The sequence below is a fragment of the Ruegeria sp. AB9 genome, from assembly GCF_056542585.1.
Window position 1 is genome coordinate 1 of sequence record NZ_JBQGAA010000046.1, and the last position, 2,249, is coordinate 2,249.

The 2,249-nt window shown below is 57.1% G+C and carries 1 protein-coding gene and 1 pseudogene; one reads left to right on the plus strand and one right to left on the minus strand.

The window, feature by feature from the left end; translation table 11 throughout:
- Positions 1-928 (minus strand): annotated as a pseudogene (locus tag ACR0K5_RS25010) (transposase); the annotation flags it as partial.
- A 62-nt stretch (positions 929-990) separates the two neighbouring features.
- On the opposite strand from ACR0K5_RS25010, the gene ACR0K5_RS25015 reads away from it, so the two are divergent.
- Positions 991-2,120, plus strand: a protein-coding gene (locus tag ACR0K5_RS25015) for an IS3 family transposase (protein ID WP_480424262.1) whose coding sequence is annotated in 2 segments (ribosomal slippage) — positions 991-1,234 and positions 1,234-2,120 — 1,131 coding nt in all. Because the reading frame shifts where the segments join, the coding sequence is not laid out codon by codon here.
- Positions 2,121-2,249 lie beyond the last annotated feature (129 nt).

Here is a 2,249-nt window from a genome sequence, read left to right on the forward strand (position 1 = left end):
CAATGTCTCGAGCCACCTGGCGGGCGTCTTCTGTTTCTTCGCGGCTGATCTTGCGGGCATCCGCGTTGGGGCAGCACTTGGTTTTCGATGGGCAGACCTGACAGACCTCTTTCAGAGCGCGATAGCGAGCGGTGCCCTTGCCCGTCGGACCGCGGTTGGGGTCTGAGTAGTTGCGGCGGAACTGCTTGAGGGCGTGACCTTCGGGACAGATGTATTGGTCATTCTCAGCATCCCATTCGAAGTCGGCGCGGGTCCAGGTGCCGTCATTGCGACCGGACTTGTCGAACACCGGGATATGCGGCGCAATCTTGCGATCAACCAGCCAGCCCAGAAGTGGGCCGGTGCCATAGGCGGTGTCCGCGATTAGTCTCTCCGGATGCAGATCGAACCGTTCCTTTACTCGGTTCAACATGGTCTTGGTCGATCCGACCTCAGCCTGACGGATTGATCTGGTGGCTTCGACGTCGATGATAACTCCGTGATCTGTATCGATCAGGTAGTTGTCGGAATAGCTAAAGAATGCAGGGCCTTTGCGGGCTGCGGTCCATTGGCTCGCCGGATCGGAATGCGATGTGAACTTGGGCTGAACCTCGCTGGCAGCGCCGAACGCAGCCTCGTCCAGCGTGTCGAGATACTCGCGGACGGCGCGGGGCGCGTCGGTCGGATCAACGGTTGAGGCGTCCCACTCTTCCTTCGGCGTTGAGTTCTGCTTGTTGGCATCGGCTTCGATCAAGCTTGCATCGATGGCCATACGCTGACCGCTGACGAGGCCTTCCTCAATGCTGTGTGCCACGGTCATCTCGAACAGGTAGCGCAGCAGTTCGCTTTCGCGGAACCGCCCATGCCGGTTCTTCGAGAATGTGGAATGATCCGGCACACGGTCGTTCAGATCGAGCCGACAGAACCACCGATAGGCTAGGTTCAGATTGGACCTGTCACGGTTTGATGCCGCTCCTTTGATAGCATCTACTGCAGCAAAGGAGACTGACTATGGGACTGAAACGGACGGCCGAATTCCGGCAAGATGCGGTGCGTATCGCATTGACCAGTGGGCTAACACGCAAGCAGGTGGCTGATGATCTAGGTGTCGGGATGTCCACGCTGAACAAATGGATCACAGCGCACCGAGATACAGACGTGGTTTCCAAAGAGGATTTGAGCCTCGCTCAAGAGAATGAGCGACTTCGACGGGAGATCCGGCTCCTCAAGGAGGAGAGGGAAATCCTAAAAAAGGCCACCCAGTTCTTCGCGGGCCTAAAGCAATGAGATTTAGGTTTATCGAAGAACACAGAGCCAGCTTTCCAGCCAACCGGTTATGCGATGTCGTCGGTGTCAGCGCACGCGGTCTGCGTGCCTTCCGCAGCCGCCCTGCCAGTCGCAGACAGCGGTCTGATCTGGTCACGCTGGCGCATATCAAAGAACAGTCACGCCTCAGTTTGGGCAGCTATGGCAGGCCGCGCATGACTGAAGAGTTGAAGGAAATTGGTTTGGCTGTGGGGCATCGTCGCGTTGGTCGCCTGATGCGCCAGAACGGCATATCCGTGTTGAGAACACGCAAGCACAAGGTCACGACAGACAGCGATCACAAGTTCAATATCGCGCCCAACCTACTGGATCGGGACTTCACAGCGGATCAGCCGAACAAGACATGGGCTGGTGACATCAGCTATGTCTGGACCCGTGAAGGCTGGCTTTATCTCGCCGTCATTCTGGACTTGCATTCCCGCCGTGTGATTGGCTGGGCTGTTAGCAATCGGATGAAGCGAGACCTGGCCATCAGGGCGCTGAGAATGGCTATCGCCTTCAGATCACCACCGAAGGACTGCATCCACCACACGGATCGTGGCAGCCAATACTGTTCCCACGATTATCAGAAGATCCTGCGCCAACATGACTTCAAAGTGTCGATGAGCGGCAAAGGCAATTGCTATGATAACGCCGCCGTCGAGACCTTCTTCAAAACGATCAAAGCTGAGCTGATCTGGCGGCGGTCATGGCAAACCCGACGGCAGGCTGAAGCGGCCATCTTCGAATACATCAACGGCTTCTACAATCCGCGCCGCCGACACTCAGCACTGGGCTGGAAAAGTCCCGTCGCCTTCGAACGGAAAGTGGTTTAAACGAGCACTTGGAGCGGCACAAAAACGCGACAGGTCCACAATGTCTCGAGCCACCTGGCGGGCGTCTTCTGTTTCTTCGCGGCTGATCTTGCGGGCATCCGCGTTGGGGCAGCACTTGGTTTTCGATGG